This is a genomic window from Mucilaginibacter ginkgonis (assembly GCF_009754905.2).
In the GTDB taxonomy this organism is placed as follows: Bacteria; Bacteroidota; Bacteroidia; order Sphingobacteriales; family Sphingobacteriaceae; genus Mucilaginibacter; species Mucilaginibacter ginkgonis.
In genome coordinates, this window is record NZ_CP066775.1 from 1,191,062 (window position 1) to 1,214,124 (window position 23,063).

The 23,063-nt window shown below is 46.1% G+C and carries 23 protein-coding genes; 14 read left to right on the top strand and 9 right to left on the bottom strand.

Annotated elements, in window-relative coordinates; genetic code table 11:
- Positions 1-80: 80 nt before the first annotated feature.
- The 6 genes from GO620_RS05500 (at position 81) to GO620_RS05525 (ending at position 5,943) form a co-directional block, all read left to right on the top strand.
- Positions 81-905 carry a ThuA domain-containing protein gene (locus GO620_RS05500; protein ID WP_157526590.1) on the top strand — a complete coding sequence of 275 codons (825 nt, stop codon included), beginning with the start codon at positions 81-83 and terminating at the stop codon, positions 903-905.
- On the top strand, positions 905-1,594 hold the full coding sequence (locus tag GO620_RS05505) for a Rossmann-fold NAD(P)-binding domain-containing protein (RefSeq protein ID WP_157526589.1): 690 nt from the start codon (positions 905-907) through the stop codon (positions 1,592-1,594). Before GO620_RS05500 ends, GO620_RS05505 begins: the two co-directional genes overlap by 1 nt.
- A 59-nt stretch (positions 1,595-1,653) precedes the next feature.
- Positions 1,654-3,033, top strand: a complete 1,380-nt coding sequence (locus GO620_RS05510; protein ID WP_157526588.1) for a 3-keto-disaccharide hydrolase — start codon at positions 1,654-1,656, stop codon at positions 3,031-3,033.
- A 7-nt stretch (positions 3,034-3,040) separates the two neighbouring features.
- A complete protein-coding gene (locus GO620_RS05515; RefSeq protein WP_157526587.1) occupies positions 3,041-4,396 on the top strand; it encodes a Gfo/Idh/MocA family protein in 1,356 nt (451 codons plus the stop codon).
- A 363-nt stretch (positions 4,397-4,759) separates the two neighbouring features.
- The gene (locus GO620_RS05520; protein WP_200229806.1) at positions 4,760-5,068 is read left to right on the top strand and encodes a helix-turn-helix domain-containing protein; all 309 of its coding nucleotides are present in this window, start codon (positions 4,760-4,762) and stop codon (positions 5,066-5,068) included.
- 2 nt (positions 5,069-5,070) lie between these two features.
- A complete protein-coding gene (locus tag GO620_RS05525) occupies positions 5,071-5,943 on the top strand; it encodes an IS3 family transposase (protein WP_157527017.1) in 873 nt (290 codons plus the stop codon).
- Between the two features lie 308 nt (positions 5,944-6,251).
- Here GO620_RS05525 and fabF read toward each other — a convergent pair whose 3' ends face one another.
- Positions 6,252-7,496, bottom strand: a complete 1,245-nt coding sequence (fabF, locus tag GO620_RS05530) for a beta-ketoacyl-ACP synthase II (protein WP_157523495.1) — start codon at positions 7,494-7,496, stop codon at positions 6,252-6,254.
- Between the two features lie 100 nt (positions 7,497-7,596).
- Here fabF and GO620_RS05535 point away from each other — a divergent pair, with 100 nt between their 5' ends.
- On the top strand, positions 7,597-7,734 hold the full coding sequence (locus GO620_RS05535; RefSeq protein ID WP_198173508.1) for a hypothetical protein: 138 nt from the start codon (positions 7,597-7,599) through the stop codon (positions 7,732-7,734).
- Positions 7,731-8,153 carry a secondary thiamine-phosphate synthase enzyme YjbQ gene (locus GO620_RS05540; protein ID WP_157523496.1) on the top strand — a complete coding sequence of 141 codons (423 nt, stop codon included), beginning with the start codon at positions 7,731-7,733 and terminating at the stop codon, positions 8,151-8,153. The genes GO620_RS05535 and GO620_RS05540 overlap by 4 nt, the downstream gene beginning before the upstream one ends.
- Here the strand turns inward: GO620_RS05540 and GO620_RS05545 are convergent, their stop codons facing one another.
- On the bottom strand, positions 8,154-9,782 hold the full coding sequence (locus GO620_RS05545) for a M28 family peptidase (protein WP_157523497.1): 1,629 nt from the start codon (positions 9,780-9,782) through the stop codon (positions 8,154-8,156).
- A gap of 112 nt (positions 9,783-9,894) precedes the next feature.
- Here GO620_RS05545 and GO620_RS05550 point away from each other — a divergent pair, with 112 nt between their 5' ends.
- Complete coding sequence (locus GO620_RS05550; protein ID WP_157523498.1) at positions 9,895-11,574, top strand: DUF5060 domain-containing protein; 1,680 nt, start codon at positions 9,895-9,897, stop codon at positions 11,572-11,574.
- 3 nt (positions 11,575-11,577) lie between these two features.
- Here GO620_RS05550 and GO620_RS05555 read toward each other — a convergent pair whose 3' ends face one another.
- On the bottom strand, positions 11,578-12,798 hold the full coding sequence (locus GO620_RS05555) for a serine hydrolase domain-containing protein (RefSeq protein ID WP_157523499.1): 1,221 nt from the start codon (positions 12,796-12,798) through the stop codon (positions 11,578-11,580).
- Positions 12,799-12,874: 76 nt separating this feature from the next.
- Here GO620_RS05555 and GO620_RS05560 point away from each other — a divergent pair, with 76 nt between their 5' ends.
- Positions 12,875-13,450: a hypothetical protein gene (locus GO620_RS05560; RefSeq protein ID WP_157523500.1), complete on the top strand. Its 576-nt coding sequence runs from the start codon at positions 12,875-12,877 to the stop codon at positions 13,448-13,450.
- Positions 13,451-13,572: 122 nt separating this feature from the next.
- On the opposite strand, the gene GO620_RS05565 is transcribed toward GO620_RS05560, so the two are convergent.
- From GO620_RS05565 to GO620_RS05575, 3 genes are all read right to left on the bottom strand, one after another.
- A complete protein-coding gene (locus tag GO620_RS05565) occupies positions 13,573-14,163 on the bottom strand; it encodes a hypothetical protein (protein ID WP_157523501.1) in 591 nt (196 codons plus the stop codon).
- Positions 14,150-14,647 carry an RNA polymerase sigma factor gene (locus GO620_RS05570; RefSeq protein WP_200230732.1) on the bottom strand — a complete coding sequence of 166 codons (498 nt, stop codon included), beginning with the start codon at positions 14,645-14,647 and terminating at the stop codon, positions 14,150-14,152. Before GO620_RS05570 ends, GO620_RS05565 begins: the two co-directional genes overlap by 14 nt.
- A 591-nt stretch (positions 14,648-15,238) precedes the next feature.
- Complete coding sequence (locus GO620_RS05575) at positions 15,239-15,769, bottom strand: hypothetical protein (protein WP_157523502.1); 531 nt, start codon at positions 15,767-15,769, stop codon at positions 15,239-15,241.
- A gap of 60 nt (positions 15,770-15,829) precedes the next feature.
- Here GO620_RS05575 and GO620_RS05580 point away from each other — a divergent pair, with 60 nt between their 5' ends.
- From GO620_RS05580 to rpmA, 4 genes are all read left to right on the top strand, one after another.
- Positions 15,830-17,227, top strand: coding sequence for a dicarboxylate/amino acid:cation symporter (locus GO620_RS05580; RefSeq protein ID WP_157523503.1), 1,398 nt, complete (start codon positions 15,830-15,832; stop codon positions 17,225-17,227).
- Between the two features lie 209 nt (positions 17,228-17,436).
- On the top strand, positions 17,437-17,940 hold the full coding sequence (locus GO620_RS05585; RefSeq protein ID WP_157523504.1) for a hypothetical protein: 504 nt from the start codon (positions 17,437-17,439) through the stop codon (positions 17,938-17,940).
- 79 nt (positions 17,941-18,019) lie between these two features.
- Positions 18,020-18,328 carry a 50S ribosomal protein L21 gene (rplU, locus tag GO620_RS05590; protein WP_157523505.1) on the top strand — a complete coding sequence of 103 codons (309 nt, stop codon included), beginning with the start codon at positions 18,020-18,022 and terminating at the stop codon, positions 18,326-18,328.
- Between the two features lie 32 nt (positions 18,329-18,360).
- Positions 18,361-18,810 carry a 50S ribosomal protein L27 gene (gene rpmA, locus GO620_RS05595; protein WP_157523506.1) on the top strand — a complete coding sequence of 150 codons (450 nt, stop codon included), beginning with the start codon at positions 18,361-18,363 and terminating at the stop codon, positions 18,808-18,810.
- Between the two features lie 188 nt (positions 18,811-18,998).
- Here rpmA and GO620_RS05600 read toward each other — a convergent pair whose 3' ends face one another.
- The 3 genes from GO620_RS05600 to GO620_RS05610 all read right to left on the bottom strand — a co-directional run bounded on the left by GO620_RS05600 (position 18,999) and on the right by GO620_RS05610 (position 22,952).
- Positions 18,999-19,973 (bottom strand): polyprenyl synthetase family protein, encoded by a 975-nt coding sequence (locus tag GO620_RS05600; protein ID WP_157523507.1) that lies wholly within the window; start codon positions 19,971-19,973, stop codon positions 18,999-19,001.
- 17 nt (positions 19,974-19,990) lie between these two features.
- Positions 19,991-22,129, bottom strand: a complete 2,139-nt coding sequence (gene rnr / locus GO620_RS05605; protein ID WP_157523508.1) for a ribonuclease R — start codon at positions 22,127-22,129, stop codon at positions 19,991-19,993.
- Positions 22,130-22,253: 124 nt separating this feature from the next.
- Positions 22,254-22,952 carry a 3'-5' exonuclease gene (locus GO620_RS05610; protein WP_157523509.1) on the bottom strand — a complete coding sequence of 233 codons (699 nt, stop codon included), beginning with the start codon at positions 22,950-22,952 and terminating at the stop codon, positions 22,254-22,256.
- Between the last annotated feature and the right edge of the window lie 111 nt (positions 22,953-23,063).

Consider the following 23,063-nt stretch of genomic DNA (forward strand, 5'->3'; position numbering starts at 1 on the left):
ACGCAAGTATTAATTAAATATTAACTAATGCATTTTGCATTTGTTTATTTGAATCTAAGAAATTATTACAACCATTGTCTATGAAAATCAGGAACCTGTTTGTATTTGTATTTGCCTTTCTCCTGTCTATTAATTCTTTCGCGCAGCCGGTATCAAAGTTTAATGTGATAGCGTTTTACACTGCAAAGAACGATAAGGCGCATATTAGTTTTGTGCATGAGGCGAACCGCAGGTTCCCGCAGATGGCAAAGCAATATCATTTCACTTACGATTCGACAAACAACTGGGCTAACCTCAATGCAAAGTTTTTAGCTAACTACCAGGTGATTTTATTTCTGGATACGCGCCCCGAAGAACCCGCGCAGCGAAAAGCTTTTGAAGATTATATGAACACCGGCGGTGCGTGGATGGGCTTTCACTTCTCCGCCTTCGCGCTTGATCACTCCGCCTATCCGCAAAACTGGGATTGGTATCACAACACCTTTCTGGGCTCGGGCCAATATGTGAGCAATACCTGGCGGCCTACCTCTGCAAACTTACGTGTAGAAACCAATAAATATCCGGCGACTAAAGGCCTAAAACACATCATCCGCTCGGCGCCGAATGAATGGTACCGCTGGCAGATGGATCTGCGTAAAAATCCGGACATTGATATTTTACTGGCGATCGATTCCACCAGTTTCCCTTTAGGCACCGGGCCAAAACAGAGCGAGATATGGCACAGCGGTTATTACCCCGTCGTTTGGACAAACAAGAATTACCGCATGGTGTATTTTAACATGGGCCATAACGACATCGACTATGAAGGCAAGACGGATAAGGAATTGTCGTTTACATTCGACAGCCCCGAAGAAAGCCAACTGATTTTAAATACCCTGCTTTGGCTGGGTACAAAACATGAATAATGGCAGCATTACAAAAAAACCAAAAGATAAGAGTTATAGTTACCGGCGCTACGGGTATGGTAGGCGAGGGCGTGTTGCACGAGTGTCTGTTAAGTCCGCTGGTAGAGTCCGTATTAATCGTCAACCGCAAATCGGCAGGTATTACACATCCGAAGTTGAAGGAAATAATCCATCAGGATTTTTTCGACCTCTTACCTATAAACGACCAATTGGCGGGCTACAACGCTTGTTTCTTCTGTCTGGGTGTATCGTCCGTAGGAATGAAAGAAGATGAGTATTTCAAGAAAACTTACACGCTTACCATGCATTTTGCAGAGACGGTAAGCAGCGTCAATAAAGACATGGTATTTGATTACGTATCAGGCGCGGGGACAGACAGTACCGAGAAAGGCGGCACCATGTGGGCGCGAGTAAAAGGCAAGACCGAAAATGATCTGGCCAAACTGCCATTTAAAAAAGTCTATGCTTACCGGCCCGGAGTTATGAAAGCAACCGAAGGTGCAAAGAACCAGCCTAAGCTTTATAAATATCTGGGATGGTTGTACCCAATCATCGCCGCAATCGCGCCCGGCTCTGCCTGCACACTAAAGGAAGTGGGCTTGTCGATGATCAATCTCATGTATGTTGATTACCCGACACATATCATCACGCCAAACGACATTAAGCAATTAGCAAAAGAAAAAGTGTGATTAACAGGCGATGTTTAGGAAGATATGACATCAATACCTACCTTTAAGCAAACCTGATAATGAAAAACTTCTTGCGAATGTTGCCGGCTATTGGTATAGCCGCGCTTTACTTGTTGCCATCAAAATCCGTTAACGCACAATCTGCAGGTTGGCAAGACCTGTTTAATGGCAAAACGCTTAAAGGCTGGCACCGGGTTGCAGGGGCGGCTGAGTATAGCGTCGAAGGAGGCGCGATAGTCGGCAAATCCGTTGCCGGCTCGGGTAATACATTTTTGATCACCGACAAAGAGTACAGTGATTTCATTTTAGAGCTTGATGCCAAAGTTGACGACATCACCAGCAATTCGGGCATACAAATACGCAGCCATTTTAACACGCCTGCCCATCCTGGTAAAGTTTTCGGCAGGCAGGTAGAGATAGACCCTTCTGCAAGGGCGTGGACAGGCGGTGTGTATGATGAAGCCCGCCGCGAATGGCTCTATCCGCTCGATCTGCATCCCGAAGCGAAAACCGCTTTTAAATTGGGTGAATACAATCACATCAGGATCGAATGCATCGGCAACGAAACCAAAACCTGGGTCAACAATATACCTATAGCTTACGTGGTTGATACTGTTGATTATAAAGGGTTTATAGGCTTGCAGGTGCATGCGGTTACCAGGCCCGAAGAAGCGGGCAAAAAAGTTTATTTCAAAAACATCCGCATAAAAACCGTCAATCTAAAACCCGAACCATTTCCCGCGGGAATATACGTGGTTGATTACGTGCCCAACCATTTGAACACTTACGAGCAGAAAGATGGCTGGAAGCTGATGTACAACGGCTCAACGACGGATGGATGGGTAAGCGGCAAAGGCTCATCTTTCCCGGCCAAAGGGTGGGATTACCAGCGCGGAACCATGACGGTATTGTCATCGGAAGGAAAAGAATCCCAAAACGGCGGCGACATTGTCACCACCGCGCAGTATGGCGCGTTCGACATGTCTTTTCAATTTAAGCTGACTGCCGGAGCCAACAGCGGCGTAAAGTATTTTGTAACCCTTGCCGAAAAGACCGATGGGTCTAACATTGGACTGGAATACCAGGTTTTGGATGACGAGTTGCACCCCGATGCAAAACTGGGCCGTAACGGCGACCGCAAACAGGCATCGTTATACGACCTTTTCCCTGCAAACAAACAGGCGCGTTTTGTGCGGCCGATAGGTGCCTGGAATGATGGCCGTATTGTGGTTTATCCCGACAACCGTGTTGAACATTACCTTAACGGGGTAAAAGTATTGGAATACAAACGCGGCTCGCAGGAATACCTCGACGCGGTGAAGATAAGCAAGTACGTAGTTTGGCCAAACTTTGGTATGGCACCAAAGGGCCACATCCTTTTGCAGGACCATGGCAATCAGGTATCATTCCGCAGTTTAAAGATCAAAGAACTTAACTAAACAGATGATGGAAAATCAACGGCGTAAGTTTGTTAAACAAGGCGTTGCCTTAGGCGCGGGCGTGCTGGCATCAAAAGTGAGCTGGTCTGCGCAGAGCTACAAGCGCATAATTGGCGCTAATGATAGGGTGAGGGTTGGCGTGGTCGGCTTTTCTGACCGTCACAGAAACTCGCACCTGCCGGCTTTTATGAACCATTATAAAGAGTTGAACTTTGACATTGTAGCCGTATCTGACCTGTGGAACAAGCGCCGCGATGAGGGCGTAGCCATCTGGAAGGAAAAGATGGGCCATGATATTATCGCCTGCCGAAATAACGACGAATTATATAATAAGAAACTGGTCGATGCGGTATTTGTGGGTACTTCAGATTTTCAGCATGCGCTGCATTGCATAGAAGCCGTTAAGGCGGGTTGCGATGCCTATGTAGAAAAGCCTTTTGCCGAAACGATGGAAGACAACCGCGCGGCTTTAAAAGCTGTAAAGGCTACAGACCGCATTGTGCAGATAGGTTCGCAGCGCAGGAGCGGGGCTAATTATATCGCCGCCGCTGATTTTATCCAGTCGGGTAAGTTTGGGCCGATAAAGATGGTGGAGCTAACCTGGAATGTGAACCAGCCCGGTCGCTGGCGCAGGCCAGCCTTAGTGGCACAATTAAAGGAAAGCGATACCGACTGGAAGCGCTTTTTAATGAACCGCCCTTACGTAGATTTCGACCCGAGAAAATATTTAGAGTATCGCTTGTTTTGGCCTTACTCGTCCGGCTTACCCGGTCAATGGATGAGCCACCAGATAGATACTGTACACTGGTTCAGTGGTTTAAAGCATCCGCGCAGCGTAACCGCTAACGGCGGCATTTACATGTGGAAGGATGGACGCACCAATTGGGATACGCTTACCGCGGTATTTGATTACGGCCCGCAGGATGACCCATCAACAGGTTTCCAGGTAACGTTTGCTTCGCGAATGGATAACGGCGACGAAAATCCGTCTGAGATCTACTATTCAAACGGCGGCGAGTTAAACCTCATCACCAACAAAATTTCACCTAAAGGTGGATTAACCGCAAAGATGGCTGCCGAGATGGGCATGCAGGCCAACCTGCTGCCAGAAACGGACCTGGGAAGCAAAGAAAAAGTGGTAGCCAGCGCCAATACAGGCGGCGACATTTTGACCAACAACCACGTGCGCAACTGGATGGAGTGCGTGCGGAACCGTAAAACGCCGCATGCCCCTGTTGAAGCAGGCTACGCCCATTCAATAGCCAACATCATGACAACCGCGGCTTCGCATACCGGCATAAAAGCCACTTTTGATGAAGCAACGCAGGAAGTGATGGTTGGCGGGAAAGTTTTCAAGTATTAAGATCCGGACTCTTCCCAACCCCTCTCCGAAGGAGAGAGGTTAAATCAAGCTTTCAAACCATTTCAAAGGAAGGGGGCTTAAAAAGCCGACCGCTCCCCAACCCTCTTCAAAGGAAAAAGTTTACAGGCCGACCTCTACCAAGACCTCCCTAAAGGAGCAGGCTTTCAAGACCGACCTCTCCCCAACCCCTCTACGAAGTAGAGGGGCTTTAAAATGGCCGACTCTCCCAAACCGAACCGAGGCATGGAAAATTACTTCAAACGCATTCGCAAAATACCCTTATGGGGTAATTTGCGTACAAATGACATTAATTTGCCAGTTGACTTGTCCTGAAATAAGTTTACAGAAAAGTAGAGGAACAAGATGGACAAATGGAAAGCGGAGCGTATCATACATGAGCGTGAGATCATGGGTAAGAGTTTGCGTACCTTAGCAAAAAAGTACGGCGTATCACCCACAACTATTTCCCGCATAGTGAACAAGGACAAGTTAAACGAAAAGGCATTGAGAAGTTCGAAGAAGACAGTTCTTCCCGATGATGTGTCTTTATTGAAAGCGATGTTACGGACAGAGCAGCTAAAGAATGAGCTGCTGAATAACATCATAGATATAGCAGATAAGGAGCTGGGTACCAACATCAGAAAAAAGTCTGGCACCAGGCAGTCGGAGTAAGCATGCAAAAACGCAGCCGCGGGCTGCGCGAGTTATGCAGACTGCTTGGTTACAGTTCACAAGCCTATTACCAGCATCACCGGTCCACAGAAATGCGGACTTTTAAACAAGAAGAAATCATTCAGCAAGTAATGGCACACCGTCGCCGCCAGCCGCGGCTGGGTGCAAGGAAACTGCTTGAACTGATACGGCCCGGCATAGGGCGGGATGCATTCTTTGAGCTTTTGAGAGAAAACGGCTTGCTGGTGCGCAGGAAAATATACCGTACGCGTACCACCTTTTCCTGCCACCGCTTTAAGAAATACCCCGACCTGACGGGCGGCCTGGTGCCTGCAGCGCCGGGGCGGCTGTGGGTGAGCGATATCACTTACATCCGCGTGGGGCAGGGCTTTGCTTACCTGAGCCTGGTCACGGATGCTTACAGCCGAAAGATCATTGGCTTCTGTCTGAGCCATGATCTTTCTACCGGCAGCTGCCTTACAGCACTTGAAATGGCCTTATCACAAAAGCAACCCGACACCCCGCTGATCCATCATTCGGATCGCGGCACGCAATATTGCAGCGGTACCTATACAGCACTTTTGATCAAAGAAGGCATTGGTATCAGTATGACCCAAAGCGGGAACCCGCGTGATAATGCCATTGCAGAACGTGTAAACGGTATACTTAAACTTGAACTGTTAAATGAGGCTTACAAAAACCTGAGCGGTGCAACACGTGCGGTACGCAGCGCTATAAATACTTACAACAACTTAAGGCCGCACAGCAGTATAGATATGATGACACCACAGGCAGCACACCGGGAATCCGGACCCCTCAGGCGGCGATGGCGAAACTATTATCCCAATCATCAACAAATAACAGAGCAAGTGTAAACCCCTTTAAGGACTAAAATAAAAAGTGTAAATTCAATTCAGTATTAACAATTAAAAGTGTCAACTTTTTTTAGGACAGGTCAAGTGTAACACCTGTGACAATGTGTGACAGTTTTCAATGAAAATTAGCAAACGTGAAACAGTGTCATGATCTTGCGTCATCTGATATACAGACAGTTATCTCGCTGACAATTTCTTGCCAGATACTAATAAGTCAGTATCTGGTGGGGAAAGTGTAACATGTTACAACCGGGCGATTATGTCAGTAGAATCGTGATATTTCGCCGTCAAAATGATGGGCAACAACACTACACTTTTTTGAAAACCGCTATGCCATTGTGGCCACCAAAACCGAAAGTATTGCTCATGGCCACATCAACTTTAAAGTCGATGGCTTCCTTTAGTACGATGTTTAAGCTTGGGTCAACCGCCGGGTCGAGTTCCCGCGTATTGATGGTTGGCGGTATTACATGCTTTTCAATAGCCTTTAAACAAAGTATCGCCTCAATAGCACCTGCCGCGCCAAGTAAGTGGCCGGTCATGGATTTGGTAGCGCTGATGCGCATTTTAGTTTGTTCTGCCTTAGAGAGGTTAAGGATAGCTTTAGTTTCGGACAAGTCGCCTACAGGAGTAGAAGTGGCATGCATATTCAGGTAATCAACGTCTTTGATGGTAACTCCTGCTTCTTGCAGTGCCAGCTGCATAGCCTTCGTAGCGCCGATACCTTCGGGATGTGTAGCTGTCATGTGATAAGCGTCTGCCGTCATGGATGCACCCACAACTTCGGCATAAATCTTTGCACCACGGGCTTTAGCATGGTCATAATCCTCCAGGACCAAAGCACCCGCGCCCTCACCGATTACGAAACCATCACGGTGAACATCAAACGGCCGTGAAGCGTGCTGCGGATCGACATTGTTGGTACTCATAGCCTTCATAGAACTATAGCCGCCAAAAGACGCCGGACTAATAGGCGCTTCCGATCCGCCGGTAATAATGATCTTGGCTTTTCCCAACCGTATATAGTTGAAGGCATCCATTATAGCGGTGTTGGCAGTAGCACATGCCGAAACGGTAGAATAGTTGATACCCATAAAACCGTTGCGCAGCGATATCATGCCGGAAGCCATATTAATAAGCAATTTGGGTATCAAAAAAGGGTTGAACCGTGGGTGCCCATCGCCTTTGGCATAGTCGGTCACTTCATGTTCCAAAGTTTCTAAACCACCCTGCGCGGAGCCCCAGATCACACCCACATCAAATGGGTCCATCTTTGCAAAATCAAACCCGGAATCTTTAATTGCCTCGTCAGAAGCGACGTATGCATATTGAACGAACAGGTCGGTACGCTTGGCATCGTGGCGGTCGAGATAGTCAGTTGCCTTAAAATCTTTCAGTTCGCAGGCTATTTGGCTTCGAAACAACGAAGGGTCAAAACGGCTTACCCTTGCCGCGCCACTTTTACCGGCAACTGCGTTCTCCCAAAACAGATCAGTGGTGTTACCAATAGGGGTTAAGGCACCAAGGCCGGTAACTACAACTCTTTTAAACATGTTATTCAAACTTTGCGCAAATGTAAATAAATAATAAAATCGGTCGTGATACCTTTCGTTATAGATTATGTATTTTGGAAGTGCAACGCGCAACTTAATTATGGATAACAAACCCAAACAAAACCTTAACTTTTGGACCAAATACAAGCACTTTGCGGATAACGAGATATTGCTCTACGTGATCATGATAGTTGGTATAGTTTTGGGTATCATCATTATCTCTATTATCAAAGGATGAAGATCTACCAGCAGCAACTTTCTCTCAGGGCGCGCTCGCGCGGCTTTCATATCATTACTAACGATATAATAAACGTACTGGCGCAGTTTGAGCCAATGAAAGCCGGTATTTGCCAGGTGTTTATTCAGCATACTTCGGCTTCGTTGTCCATCAACGAAAATGCCGACCCAACAGTAAGGCAAGACTTCGAGATGTGGTTTAACAAAACCGTGCGCGAGAACGATCCCGATTACGAGCACGACTATGAAGGCGCGGACGATATGCCCGCTCATATTAAAGCAGCTTTGCTGGGCAGCTCTGTAACCATACCCATAACCAACGGCAGGTTGGCCCTGGGTACCTGGCAGGGAATCTACCTGTGCGAGCACCGCAACCATGGCGGCAGCCGCAGCATTGTAGTAACCGTTTGGGGCGAATAGTTACTGCTTGGATGCGAAAATATCACCGGCGTTAAAACTTGGTTTGGCTGGGTCTTGGGCCACTAGGTAACCTATCAAAAAGTTTAGCTGAGCGTACTTTCTGCCGGCCTCAAAATCAAATATGCCGTTGATATCGTCCTGCGGTTTGTGGTAGTACTTAGCACGCCATATCGCTACAAAATCATTCAGGTTGTTTTTGCCGTCGGGGGTTTTGCTGCCGTATTTGATATGCAGGGCAGGGATGCCTTCCAGTACAAAGCTGTACTGGTCACTGCGGGTAAAGCGTGCCTGTTTTGGCTCGGGATCGGGCTCGACACTTAATCCTAAATATCCGGCGGCTTCATCAACCTGCTTATTCAAGGTGGAATGTTCTGCACCCAAGGCTGCTATGGATAGCAACGGGGCAATGATGGTTGGCATGTCGGTATTAACGTCGGCAACGATATTTTTCACCGGAACGGTTGGGTGGCTTGCAAAGTAGCCCGAGCCCAGGTCGCCCATTTCTTCGCCAGTCACCATTACCACCAAAATAGAACGTTTGGGTTTTATCTTCAGGTTATCATAAACCTTTGCAATACCCAACAAGCTTGCCACACCCGACGCATTATCGTGCGCGCCATTGTAAATGGAATCGCCCTCAACAGGTCGGCCGATGCCCAGGTGGTCCAGATGCGCGCTGTGCACAACGTATTCATTTTTCAGTTTAGCGTCGCTACCGGTTATTTTACCAACAATGTTATAGCTCAGGATGTCTTTGTAAGTTGATGCATAGCTAAAATCGATCTTGCCTTTCAAGTCGAAAGATTGCGGTTCACCTGCTTTGAATTTGGTGACTACATTAATAAATGATTTTTCGGAATTAGCAAATACAGCTTTGGCAGCGGCGTAGCTCATAGTGCCGTAAAGTTTTATCTGCTCTGAATAATAGGTATGCGATACCGCGACTTTACCGTCTGTACGCATGATGCTGTTAGAGCCGAGCGGGGTGGCAACCGCGTTAGGATTACGGACTACAGAATCGGTAGATGCAACTATCACCCCAACCGCGCCATGCGCCGCTGCCGCTTTCAGTAAGGTCAGCCCGTTGGCAACGTGTGCAGCTACCGATGAAGAAAACTTATCGGGCGTGCCGCGGATGATGATCACCGTTTTGCCTTTTACATCAAGTCCGGCATAATCGTCATACCCTAATGCGGGCTGACTTATGCCGTAACCTGCGAATACGATCTGTGAGGAGCCTTTTACCGCAGGTGTAACGGGGTTAGGGTAAATATTAAAAGCACCTGCGAGGGGCGCGTTGTTGAAAGTCAAAACAGGCGATTGTGTCAATGCGCGGCGAATGTGCACGTCCTGCAGCCAGGAGCCATTCTCGCCGGCCGGCTGAACATGCATGGATTTTAAGCGGCCGATCACATAATCAACCGCCATTTGATACCCTCCGGTGCCCGGGCCGCGGCCTTTTAACTTGTCATCAGCCAGGTAAGCAATGTCTGCCTTTATTTCGTCAGCCTTGACAACCTCGATTGCTTGTTTTACATCGCTGCCAAGGTTAAGGGTTTGTGCATTGACGTTGCTTGCTGCCGTCACCAAAGTCGCCGCCGCGAATAACAAATTTAATTTATTGCCCATGTGTCGAATTTAAAATATAAAAGCATGCAAGTGAGGGCTATCAGCAAATTGTTACATAAATTTAAACCTCCTTAAGCATCGAACCATCGCTTTAATGTAAGGCAACTTCCTTATGAAAATATTTAAGTACTATATCACGCTAATTTTAGTTGCACTATGCGCTGCAAAAGTAAGCGGGCAGGTCCTTTCCATTACCCCTGTTAGTGCATCTGCACGTCAATACGCCAAGATAGAATTCAACATTAAGCTGATAGCAGACTGGCAAAATCCCTATTTGCAAAATGATATTGCATTGGATATGCTGCTGCGAAGCCCATCGGGCAAAGAGATCGTACTGCCGTGTTATTACGAAAGCGGGATGAGCGGCAAACCTTCTTTGTGGAAGGCACGCTTTGCACCACGGGAGGCCGGCAAGTACACTTACGGCATCAGATTAAGAGGTCTTAACACGAAGGAAAGCCAATCAATTACGCACTCGTTTATTGTTGCTCCATCTAAACGCTCCGGCTTCCTGCACCCAAATGACAACTGGACATTCAAATTTGATAATGGCAAAAGGTTTCGCGGCATTGGCGAAAATATCGGTTGGGAATCTCGTACAAGTGATGATTCAAAGTTTTTCAGCAAGTTGCACCAGTCGCCCAGGTACAATTATGATTATATGCTTAAGTCGCTGGCAAAGCATGGCGGCAACTTTTTTCGTACCTGGATCAGCCGTTGGAACCTGCCAATAGACTGGCATGACAACTTTAATAATAGCAGATATACTGCTTCTGACAAATATTTCAATCCAAGTGCTGTTAAGCGGATGGACAGGCTGGTGAACCTATCAGACTCGCTTGGTGTCTACATGATGCTGACACTTGGGATGGGCGCTTATGAGATTAAAGACGGCGGATTTTCGCCAACGGCTGCCGACTTTTTTGTGAATCCAAAATCTAAAGAAAGGTATAAAGACCGACTGCGTTATATCATTGCACGTTGGGGTTACAGTACCAACATTGCCGCGTGGGAATTATTTAACGAGGTAGACAATGTGCAGTTTGGCGATAAAGATAAGCCGATAAGTGCTGATTCGATAGTCGCCTGGCATGACGAGATGAGCACATACATCAAAAGCATAGATCCTTACCGGCATATGGTCACCACCAGTATATCGCATCGCGATTTAAAAGGATTAAACACGTTGCGCAACATCGATTTTAACCAAAAGCACATTTATAAAAATACGGCAGGCATTCCAAAGGCTATTACTGAATACGAAGCATTATACAAAAAGCCTTATGTTATAGGTGAGTATGGCTATGAATGGGATTGGAGCAAAAACTTTGATGATTTTGCCCCGCATATGGACGATGATTTTAAACGCGGCTTGTGGTACGGCTTATTTTCGCCAACGCCGATATTGCCTCTGAGCTGGTGGTGGGAATATTTTGACAACCGGGGCACAGATAAATACTTTTCTAAAATTAGGGAGGTAAATAATTGGATATTTAAAAATAATGCTCCGCTTAAACAGTCTACTGTAAACACTACCATGACGGATGTTTACACAACGGCGATCAAATGTGGGAGGGAATATTTTGTGTACGTTTATAATGCCGGTAACAACGGGATAACGGGCACCGTAACCCTGGCTGCTCAACTGTCATCGCTATCGCCGGGATCTGTGTATGAACCTGAAGGAGAGATTCTCGAAATGCTTCCCCCATTAAAGAGCGTCGATGGTAAAACGGATATTTACGTTGAAAACCTCGCAGCTCACACCGACAGAATTTTTATTTTGCGATAAAAACTATTGCCCAATAGCGCTCAAAACACGTTTAACCAGCTCATCCATTGCTTTGTTATCTATCCAGCGGGCAACTATTACCAGATCATGTTCGGGGTCGCAATAGATCATGTTAGTGCCGTTGCCAATGTGTGCCCACGCTTTTTCGGGCGCCGATGGCAGCATCTTTTTGTCGGTGTTTAAAAACCAGTTCATATAACCGTAGCCGGTGTTGGCTTTGGTAGGTGTAAGTGCCTGGTCTACCCATTGGCGGCTTATCAACTGTTTTCCTTTCCAATTTCCCGAGTGCATCGTCAACAAACCAAAACGGGCCATATCTAAAGCGTTGATAAACACACCGCCGCCCCAATGACCGCCGCCGCTAACAGATTGCACTGCAAAACCATCTAACACTATCCACGAGTTGCGGTAACCGTACCAACGCCAGGTAGTTGACGCGCCGATCGGGTCCATAATGGTTTCTTTAAGAACCTGAGGCAATGGCCTGCGCCATACGTTGGTGGCAGCAAGCGCCAAAGCGTTTACACGTACATCGTTATATTTCCAGGTACTGCCCGGTTCGTTACGTTTGCGGTTCTTGTAATCTTCAATGTCTCCCTGCGGACGGTCGGCCCAGTCTGGTTTGCCCCAAAGTGTACCTTCCCAATCGCTGGTCTGGCGCAGCATTACTTCCCAGGTAAGTTTGCGGTTATGTGCAGACGCAAAGGGGTAGATGATGTCGTTCTGATTACTTTCAGAGCCGTTGCTTGCCCAGGGTGAATAAAGTTCTACAAATGGCACGTAAGCGGCAACTGTATCAGTAGTAGCGCGGATAAGGCCTCGGTCAACCGCTACGCCTATAACTGTCGACAGCATGCTTTTGGTGACACTGTTTACAATGTCCACCTTATTCGGGTCGCCCCACTGGCCAATCAGATAACCTTTATAAATGATCACGCCGTTAGCACCGGTACGGTCTGTGAGCGGGCCTACAGCTTCGCTCATGGGCTCCTTGCCAAAACTTTGATATTGCGCCAGTACACCGTCGTGAGATGATTTGGCTTCGCTGCTCAAAGCAAATTTTATAGCACCCTGTATCGCCTGATCGTCAAGGCCGGATTGCAGGGGCGTTTTCTGCTGCCAGTTGCCCGGGGCGGGGAAATAGTCGTTAAGCTTAACTTGCTTTTGCGCCGATGCCGAAAGCGCGCCTAAAATGAAAGATGTAAAAAGTAAACGTTTAAGCATGGGGCTAATATAGCCAATGTAGGTCCGCGTTGCTGTAACAAATTACTGGCATGATAATGGCATCATTTCAGCAACCATGAAACTAGAATTACCTGCCGTAAAACTGCCAAAGTTTAAATACAAAAAAGCCGGTGCAGACTTGAAGAAAGCGTTTGCCAAATTATCTGAGGGTGGATTTGAGAAGATCTTTAAACAGATAGACCAGCTAAACATTAAGCACGGTGTGGATACCTTGGGTATAGATAAATTTATACAGCAGTGCGCGGTTTTAGCGGCGGGCTCCGGCGCTATCACCGGTTTGGGCGGGATCGCTACTATGCTGATAGGTGTACCTGTCGATATGATCAACCTCTTGACCCAGCAGTTCCGTGTTACTATGGCTATATCTTACTACTACACAGGTAAAAGCACATTCACGTTCAGCGACTTTATAAAGATAGTAGCGGCGTCATTGAAAGTGGATACACGGATGACCGTTTCTAAAACCTTGATAGAAGAAGTTGCGGAAAAATTAATGGTAAGCATCGGCTCAAAAACTGCTGAACGCTTGCTACCTATAGTTGGCGCTGTTATTGGCGGGACGGCTAATTATCTGTTCATTAAGCGTATGGCTGACAATCTGCATGAGAAATACGCGCCGGTGGTGGGGTAGATATTAAGACGTCGTCTTTGCGAGGAACATAGTGACGAAGCAATCTCACTACTCCCAGGTGAAATAAAAGTCGGGGATTGCTTCTCCCGATAAATCGGGATCGCAATGACGCTTGAATATTATTACTCAAACTGGTTTTCTAACCGTTCCAACCTATCTATCAGCAAATTCAGTTTTTCTTCTTCGCTTTTAAATATTCTGCGTTTTAAATAAAAGGTAAGGAATAGTATCCAGATAATGGTAAACGCGTACAACACTATCTTCTTCGTGACAGAGGCATTCTCCAGTATCTCAACAAGATATAAGGCTAGCCCGGCGCTAATCAAGATTGTGTAGATATAATAGAACCATCCCGCCAGCATAGAGCGTTGCTTCTGGTAATCTTTTATAGTTTGTAAATATTCGGTTGGGTTGACTGTGAGGTCGCGGCGGTGCAGTATTCTATAGTGCCGTACTATAAGCGACAAATAAAGCAGCATGGTAACCAGCATGATCATAATGCCTGCGTAAGTTTGCCAGTTCTTGAACGTAAAGAAAAACATTACCGCGAAAGCGTAGATCACCATCACTATCATGGCTGCAATACCCCAATACAATTTCCCCGTAATACCGGCAATACCTTTCTTAACCGACTTGAGCACGTCTTCAACAGAACGTTGCTGCTTCGCAGGCTGCGCCTGCCACACCGACATCAAATGATCAAATTCTTTCATACTGATTATATAGGTCGGTTAGTTTTTGTTTAATACGATGAATCTTAACCCGCAGGTTGCCCTCAGATATGCCCGAGATGTCAGCGATTTCGGGGTATGGTAATTCGTCCAATACCATGGTAATAATGATCCTTTCTGTCTCTTCTAATTTAGATATGCACTTGTACAACAAGGCTACCTGTTCATTCTTTTCAGATAACTCCTCGCGACGGGTCTCGGCTATTAATGGGGTCAATTCGTCTTTGGCCTGGCGTTTTTCGCTGCGCAAATAAGTAAGGCAGGTATTTACCGCTATACGGTATATCCAGGTAGAAATTTGCGCCTGGTTGCGAAACTTATCCAGGTTTTGCCAAACTTTTAAAAACGTATCCTGCAGCAGGTCATTAGCAGCGTCATCGTCGCCGGTATAACCGTAGCACAAGTGGTAAATCTTTTTTGAGTTAGCCTCAAATATTTGTTTAAAAGCTGCTTCTTTAGCGGCCACAGGTTGTCAGTTTTTAAGTTTAGACGGTGCGGGTGAAAATTTGTTACAAAGGCGGTTAAAGATAATAGGTTGATTTGAAGCTTTGACAGTGAAAGGTTTAATATTGTGAGTATGGAGAGGGATAGTGAAATTAAAAAAAGGATAATTGATGTGGCTTTATTTTTAATGAGTAGTTTTAATAGAATTATTAAGGCGTTACCCTCCTTCGTCGGGTCGGGCCAGGAGTTTATCCTGAACATAGTGAAGGACCTTATCTGCTGCGCAGGATGCCGCTCTTGTCCCTAACGCATTTTCTATTCAAATTTGAATATTAGTGCGCGAAACGTCAGCGCGCAGCTTCGGTGATAAATATTTTGCGCTACTGAGGGCGTGTGCGATGAGGGGGCGCGGGGTGTCATGCTGAGGCTCTCGAAGCATTGCAGGGCAAAGGCCTTGTGCGGCAAAGAAGCCTTGCGCTGACTTGGCACTTTTGGTTCTTTTGTTGCTAAGACAAAAGAACAAAGCCAAGCGGCGAATGAGCGTAAGAACACACCTAATGCATAAGATGCTTCGACGGGCTCAGCATGACAAGGCTTACAAATGCTTGAGATATCACTCCAATAAAAACTCCGCTTTATACACCCAACTGGTTTTCTTGTCGGCATCCAGCACCAGGTTATTATAGTCCTGCAGGTAGTCAAATTGCAGGTCTTCATCAAGCTTATTTATTGCTGCTTTTATTTTAGTGAGCTGCCTCAACAATATCTGCCTCAATGGTTTATAGCTCGACCGCAAGTTCACATAATCCAGGTAATCTTTGCAGAACTGCATTAACAATTCCACCTCGGCTTGCTTAGATCCCATAAATTTTACCTGCTTGGTAATTACACGCAATATCTTGCGTACACCCTTGGCCATCTGGTAACTCTGACTGATCAATTGGCTATACATTAAGCCGGTCTCGGCTTTTATGTCAGCTACGTAGGCATCCTGGTCGTGCGACTCGAATAACAGATACGCCAGTAATTCCTTATTCTCTTTTTTATACTTCACCAGGCGCAGGCACAGATCTGCAATTTGCGTACTGCTGAGGTGTTTTAATTCGCTTTTTATTTCTTTGAGTCCGTAGGTAGTGTTAGCCATCAGCCGGTAAATTTCATCAAAATATTATTTAGTTGTAGTTTCGTTGTCTCAATTGCATTTATGGGCCGAAACAAACTTACCCTCTTCATATTCATAGCGCTTATTGCCGGCATCTTCGTAGGCTCTGTTTATAACGTAAAAGTTGTAGATCAGCTTAACATTAAGATAAGCCAGGCAGATAAGCAGATCAAAGCTGCCGACGTGAGGCTGGTAGAAGTGAAGGACACCACCACTGCCGAATTTAAGGCTCTCAAACTTCAAAAAGCCGACCTGCAAAAAGCTAAAAAGAAAGCTGATACCGAACGCGAAGATAAACTGACCGGATTTAGCGTGCTGAGTGATATTTTTCTGCGGCTCATTAAAATGGTGGTCGCGCCGCTGGTGTTTACCACGCTTGTGGTAGGTGTGGCCAAGGTTGGCGATGCAGGTTCTGTTGGACGTATCGGTGGTAAAACTATGCTTTGGTTTATCAGTGCTACGCTGGTTTCGCTGCTTCTGGGTATGCTTTTGGTTAATTTCTTCCGCCCGGGCGAGGCGATGCATTTACCGCTACCCGACAGTCATTTAGGAACGGATATAAAGGCGGCTGCTATTTCCCTGCGCGACTTTATCAGTCATGTTTTTCCGCGTAGTTTCATCGAATCGATGGCTAATAACGAGATCTTGCAGATTGTGATCTTCGCGTTATTCTTCGGCGTAGCTACCGGCGCGATAGGCGAGAAAGGGCATATTGTTGTCGAGTTTATGGACTCGGCTGCCCACGTTATCTTAAAGATCACAGGTTACGTAATGAAGCTGGCGCCAATAGCGGTTTTCGGCGCCATAACCGTAGTGGTTGCAAAACAGGGGTTAAGTATTTTATCTACCTACGCCATTTTCATTGGGGAGTTTTACACGTCGCTGCTAATACTTTGGGTGGTGATCATCGCGGCAGGCTTTATTATCCTCAACAAGCGCGCGTTCCGCCTGGTGAATAATATTAAAGATGCCATGCTGGTAGCTTTCAGTACATCAACCAGTGAGGCGGCTTACCCACGTGTTCTTATTGAATTAGAGCGCTTTGGATGCAGTAACAAGATCGTGAGCTTCGTTTTGCCGTTAGGTTATTCATTTAATCTTGATGGCTCCATGATGTACATGACCTTTGCTTCCCTGTTTCTTGCGCAGTCATACGGTATTCATTTAAGTTTTGTGCAGCAGCTAACCATGTTGCTGATATTGATGCTGACCAGTAAAGGCGTGGCGGGCGTTCCGCGGGCGTCGCTGGTAGTCATTGCAGGGACTATTGCTATGTTTGGCATCCCCGAAGCGGGTCTTGGCTTGCTGATTGGCATTGATCCATTATTAGACATGGGCCGCTCAGCCACCAACGTTCTGGGTAACGCTATGGCAACTGCGGTTGTCAGCAAATGGGAGGGGGAGCTGGGCGAGGAGCAACCAATGGTTGAGGAAGAATGATGAATATCGGATTTCGAATGTTCAATTTCGAAGTTGCTTCTTTTTGTTTTACTAACTTTGCATCCGAAAATAACCACCTTGTCATTGCGAGGTACGAAGCAATCCTTTAAGGTGGTTTTATGCCCGGATTGCCACGCTGCTTTCAGCAGCTCGCAATGACAGACAGGGAGATTTATCATTCACTCATTCTATCATTCACTCATTAAAATATGCGTTCCACCAAATCCCGGCAGATATTTCTTGCAGCCACCATCATTGTTCCGTTTATGATCTATTGCGGGTATTACTACGGCATGATGGTTAAAAACGCGCCATACAGGTTTAAAGATTTTAAGTCGATAGTTTTTAAATATGGCAAGGGTGATAGCCTGGTAAATCACTACAATTCTAAAACCGGCGAATATGTTTACACTACTACCAGCGGTAAACAGGTGACTAAAACAGTACGCTTAAGCAACGACGAACTGTTGTATATCCATCGCAAAGCTTCGGACCTGGGATTTTGGAACTTCCCAAGCGATGAGCGCGGTGACGATACAACAATTCACAACGTACCGCACTATCTCATTCAGCTGAACTACGCGAAAAAGAGTAAGACCGTAAATTTCGATGCCATGTTCAACGGCGACCCGAGCCTCAAGGATGCTAACCAGCGGTTGATAAAAGAGATTCAAAAGGTGCTCGATGAGGCCGAGATCAATCAGCAGAAATAATTTGGTATGGCATTGCCAATCACAAAGCTAATGCCTATATTTGCACCTCGAATTTTTAAACAAACAAAAGTATTAACCAATGTACGCAATAGTAAGTATAGCCGGACAGCAATTTAAAGTTGCAAAAGACCAGCAGCTTTTTGTACACCGTTTACAAGGAGATGAGGGCGCTAGTATTGAATTTGACCAAGTATTATTGGCTGAAAACGAAGGTAAATTCTCTTTAGGAGAAGCTTTATCTAAAGCAAAGGTTTCAGCTAAGATCGTGTCTCATGTTAAAGGTGAAAAAGTGATCGTTTTCAAAAAGAAACGCCGTAAAGGTTACAAAAAGAAAAATGGTCACCGCCAGCAATTCACTAAGATTGAAATTACCGGTATCACTTTATAATTAAAGGTTTAACCCAAAAAAGACATTAAGAAATGGCACACAAAAAAGGGGCCGGTAGTTCAAGAAACGGCCGCGAATCGCATAGTAAACGTTTAGGTATCAAGATATTTGGTGGTCAGCCTGCAATTGCCGGTAACATCATCGTACGTCAGCGTGGTACCAAACACAACCCTGATAAAAACGTAGGTATCGGTAAAGATCATACTTTATTTGCTTTGATAGACGGTAACGTTGTTTTCCGCAAAAAGGCAGATAACCGCTCATACGTTTCTGTATTACCTTTCGAGGCAGCACCTGTAGCAGAAGTTGCAGCGCCTGCACCGAAAGCTAAAGCAGAAAAAGCACCTGCTGCTCCAGTAGCTGAAACCTCTGTTGCAGAAGCTCCTGCAGTTGAGGCAGCACCGGTTGCTGAAGCTACAGAAGAAGCTGCTCCTAAAGCAAAGAAAGCTCCTAAAGCTAAGCCTGCTGCTGATCAAGAATAATTTTCGCGGAAGCGTTAATGATATAGAAATCCCGGTCCGTTAACTAACGGATGGGGATTTTTTTTGGCCGGGTTGATCATGCCTTAGCAATGGCTATTGGGGCATGATATAGCGGTATTTTATACCCGGATTGCTTCGTGCCTCGCAATGACAAAGTGGTGAGAGTGTTGTCTGACTGGTTGAGGCAATCATTTCTCCCTTACCAGCAGATCGTCGGCAAAATCTTTAAGGTATTGCTTGCGTTCGGCCGGAAGGTTTATCGCCTCTAAGGCCGCGAATGCCTCATCCGCATAGGTTTGCATAGCCGCAATGGCATCATTCTGAATGCCTAAATCGTTGTATATCGAAGTAATCGCTGCTACTTTATCAATGGCGTTAAAGTCTTTTTTACTCAGCCAGCTTTCCAGTTCTGTGCGTTTTGTATTGTTTGCAGTTTCAAGCGCTTTTAACAGCAAAAAAGTTTTCTTATTAGCGATAATATCGCCGCCCACCTGCTTACCAAATTTTTCCGGGTCGCCGTACACGTCAAGGATATCGTCCTGTAATTGAAACGCGATACCTAACTGTTCGCCAAAACGGTAAAGCAGATCAGCGTCTTGCTTATCGGCGCCTCCAATCAGTGCGCCGATCTTAAGCGCGCCGCCCAGTACAACAGCGGTTTTAAGACGGATCATTTCCAGGTAGTCTCCAATGACAACATTATCCTGCTCTTCAAACTGCATATCAATCTGCTGGCCTTCGCACACCGCCGTTGCCGTGGTGTTAAATATCTCCATAACCGGGCGCAGAATGCGGTCATCTACCTGCATCATTAGCTTATAGCCCTCAACCAGCATGGCATCGCCCGAAAGGATGCCTACGTTTTGGTTCCACTTGTGGTGCACGGTTTCACGGCCGCGGCGCAGGGGCGCGTTGTCCATAATGTCGTCATGCATTAATGTGAAGTTGTGAAATACCTCGATTGCTAGAGCAGGCGGGATGGCCGCGTTTATGTCGCCGCCAAAAAGGTCGCAAGCCATTAACAACAGGGCAGGCCTTAGCCGTTTGCCGCCGATGGAAAGAATATAGGTGATAGGTTCGTAAAGATCTGCCGGCTGAGCGGGGTAGTTTAATTTTTTTACTGCCTCGTCAATAATGAGCTGCAGGTCTTTAAGTTCGGTCATAGCTAATGGTGGCAAAGCTAATCAGCTACCAGCGAAAAATCAATCTGTTTTTTAGTGAGATCCACGTTTTTTACTTTGATGCGGACCTCATCGCCCAACTGGTAAACCTTCTTTTTGCGCTGGCCGATAATGGCATAATTTTTTTCGTCTAAAGTGTAGAAATCGTCGGATATATCGCGGAGCCGAACCATGCCCTCGCATTTGTTCTCGATGATCTCTACGTACATACCCCATTCCGTCACTCCCGATATTACGCCGTTGAAGATAGTGCCGATCTGTTCTTTCAGGTATTCTGCCTGTTTATATTTTACCGACGAGCGCTCTGCATCAGCGGCTTTCTTCTCCATTTCTGAACTGTGCTGGCAAAGCTTTTCGTAATGCTCGGCATTAACGCTTTGGCCGCCATTTAAATAGTGGAAAAGCAGGCGGTGGACCATCACGTCGGGATAGCGACGGATAGGTGACGTGAAGTGGGTATAATGGTCAAAAGCCAGTCCGTAATGGCTGCTCATTTTGGTGGTATAGATAGCTTTGGCCATAGAGCGGATTGCCAGATGCGTCAGTACGTTTTGTTCTTTCTTACCTTCCACATCTGTCATCAGGTAGTTTAAAGACTTAGCCGTTTCCTTATCTGTGCGGGTGTTGATCTTGTAGCCGAACCGCGCTGCAAAAGTGGCGAAAGATGCCAGCGCATCGGGCTTTGGCGAATCATGGGCACGGTATACGAACGTATACTTGTGTTTGCCTTTGCCAAGCTTGCTTACATATTCGGCAACCTTGCGGTTGGCCAGCAGCATAAAGTCTTCTATTAATTTGTGAGCGTCTTTGCGCTCCTTCACGTATACGCCGATAGGTTTACCCTTCGGGTCTAGTTTAAACTTAACCTCTGTAGTCTCGAAACTGATGGCGCCTGCCTTAAACTTCCGGTCACGCAATATGTGCGCCAGTTCATTAAGTTGTAAGATCTCATTGGTGTAATCGCCTTGCCGGGTTTCAATCACTTCCTGCACTTCTTCGTAGGTAAAGCGGCGGTTAGAATGAATCACCGTCTTGCCAAACCACTCGTTGATGATGTGCGCCTTCTCGTCCATTTCAAAAACGGCGGCGAAGCATAATTTATCTTCGTTTGGCCGTAAAGAACACAACCCGTTAGATAAACGCTCGGGCAGCATAGGTATAACACGGTCAACCAGGTATACCGACGTAGCCCTATCAAATGCCTCTTTGTCTAACGCTGAATCGGGGATGATATAATGCGCAACATCAGCGATATGTACACCCACTTCGTAGTTGCCGTTTTCTAATATTTTAAAAGAGATGGCATCGTCAAAATCTTTCGCGTCAAAAGGATCGATGGTGAACGTCAACGTGTCCCTGAAATCGCGCCGGCTGGCAATCTCTTCGTTAGAGATGATATCTGAAATTGCTTCAGCTTCGGCTTCAACCTCTTTCGGAAATGATAACGGGAACCCATATTCGGCCAGGATAGCGTTCATTTCGGTATCATTCTCGCCTTGTGTACCAAGCACCTGTTTAATGCGTCCTATGGGATTCTTTGCCTCGGGCGGCCAATCTGTTATCTCGGCTATAGCTTTAACACCATTTTTTGCGCCGTTAATATCATTTAGCGGGATGAAGATGTCATGCAGCATCTTGCGGTCATCGGGCACAAAAAACGCGAACCTTTCAGAAAGTTTAACAATACCGGTAAACTCGGTTTTGGCGCGCTTGATGATTTCCATTACTTCGCCCTCTTTACGCTTGCCTGTTCCCTTGGCATAAACGTATATCTTCACCCTGTCGCCGTGCAACGCAGTGCGCAGTTTGCGTGGTGCAATAAAAATGTCGTTTTCAAATTCGTCATCTGTTACAATAAACGCCGAGCCGTCCGCCGTCATGTCAACGCGGCCTTCAACAAAGGTCTTTAATTCAACAACCTGGAATTTATTTGGTGATACCTCGCGCAGAATGTTCCGTTTGGTTTCTTCTTTTAATATTTCAAGAATGGCGTGGCGCGACTCATCGTCGTGGATATTCAGCTTGGCTGAAACTTGCTTGTAATTAAGAGCCTGTTTGCCGTCTTTATCAAATATATCGAGCACCATGCGGGTAAGGACCTGCTTTATGGAATTAGCCGCGTGTTTCTTTTTAGACATGGGTAGATGTGTATAGGGCTAAGGTAGGGTTTTTGTAGTCTATAGACGATAGTTCATAGCCATAGCAATTTATTGCTCGATAAAATGATTTATTTATAACCAATGACCATCAACCATGACCTAATCAAACTATTATTACATTCTCTTCGGGTATCAGCTCTTCAAACCTGAAACGTTTAACCAACTGTGCAGTGGCGATCACGTCCTTTTGGCAATAGGCACAAATACGGTCAAGGCGGTTTTCAACCCAGTACACATAGCCTACCTGGCTGCCGTCTATATCGTCTTTCGGGGTGGGGATGTTAAAAATGGCTGTCAGCAAGTTCAGCGACGTAAAATTTTTATAATCGCCGCACTTCCAAAGTTCCATGGTATCCAGGTGATTAATTTCCCATGGCTTTTTGCCGTTCAGTTGTAGCTGGACAGGTAGCCTTACACCATTGATTAACATACGGCGACAGATGTAGGGGAAATCAAACTCTTTTGCATTGTGGCCGCAAAGCATCAGGTTGGGGCTTTGCTTATTTAGCATGTCGGCGAAGTTAATTAGCAGTTCCTTTTCATCATGTCCGGCAAAAGATTTAACCCTGAAACCATTGTTAAGCGTGAAAAAGCCGACCGATATACAGATGATCTTGCCAAACTCGGAAAGTACGCCTGCCATGCGGTAATAATCTTCCGGTGTTTCTTCCTTGCGCTGATAGACCGTTTTCTTCGCCCAAAGCTCCTTAAAGTTATCGGGGACTTCGTCGTGGGAGGCATATTGCGGAACGGTTTCTATATCGAGCACCAATAAATTATGCAGGTCGTAATTCTCAAGCATGGTGTTGCAAGATAATCATTTGCTTTAGGTCTTGCTGTGTCGTGTTTCGCATGAAACAGTTGAAACACCTGAAACACCTTGCAGAATTTTAAGCAAGTTAGATTATGTTGC